We start from the raw sequence: 244 nt of genomic DNA, 5'->3' as shown, positions 1-244 counted from the left end.
CCGCCATTGCAAAACATAACGAGTTTAAGGTGGGGGATTCTATTGTTGCCATCGATGAGAGCATGAAGAGAGTATTTGTAATTTTAGCAATTGAATACGGAACTTTGTACAAAGTTGCAAAGGCTAGCTTTTTTGAATTCGGTAGCTTCAGACACGCCACACCCGAAGAAATCAAAGCAGGTCATCTCATCGACAAACAACTTGAATCAGACGATTGCACTGACATTAGGAATCATTTGAGTCT

Annotated in this window: 1 pseudogene; it reads left to right on the top strand. The window is 40.6% G+C overall.

Annotated elements, in window-relative coordinates:
* Nucleotides 1-29: 29 nt before the first annotated feature.
* Nucleotides 30-244: pseudogene (locus tag EXE10_RS21810) on the top strand (hypothetical protein); the annotation flags it as partial.

Origin of the sequence: Acinetobacter sp. WCHAc060033, from assembly GCF_004209125.1 — a bacterium.
Taxonomy (GTDB): Bacteria; Pseudomonadota; Gammaproteobacteria; order Pseudomonadales; family Moraxellaceae; genus Acinetobacter; species Acinetobacter wuhouensis.
This window is presented reverse-complemented; position numbering and strand designations above follow the sequence as displayed.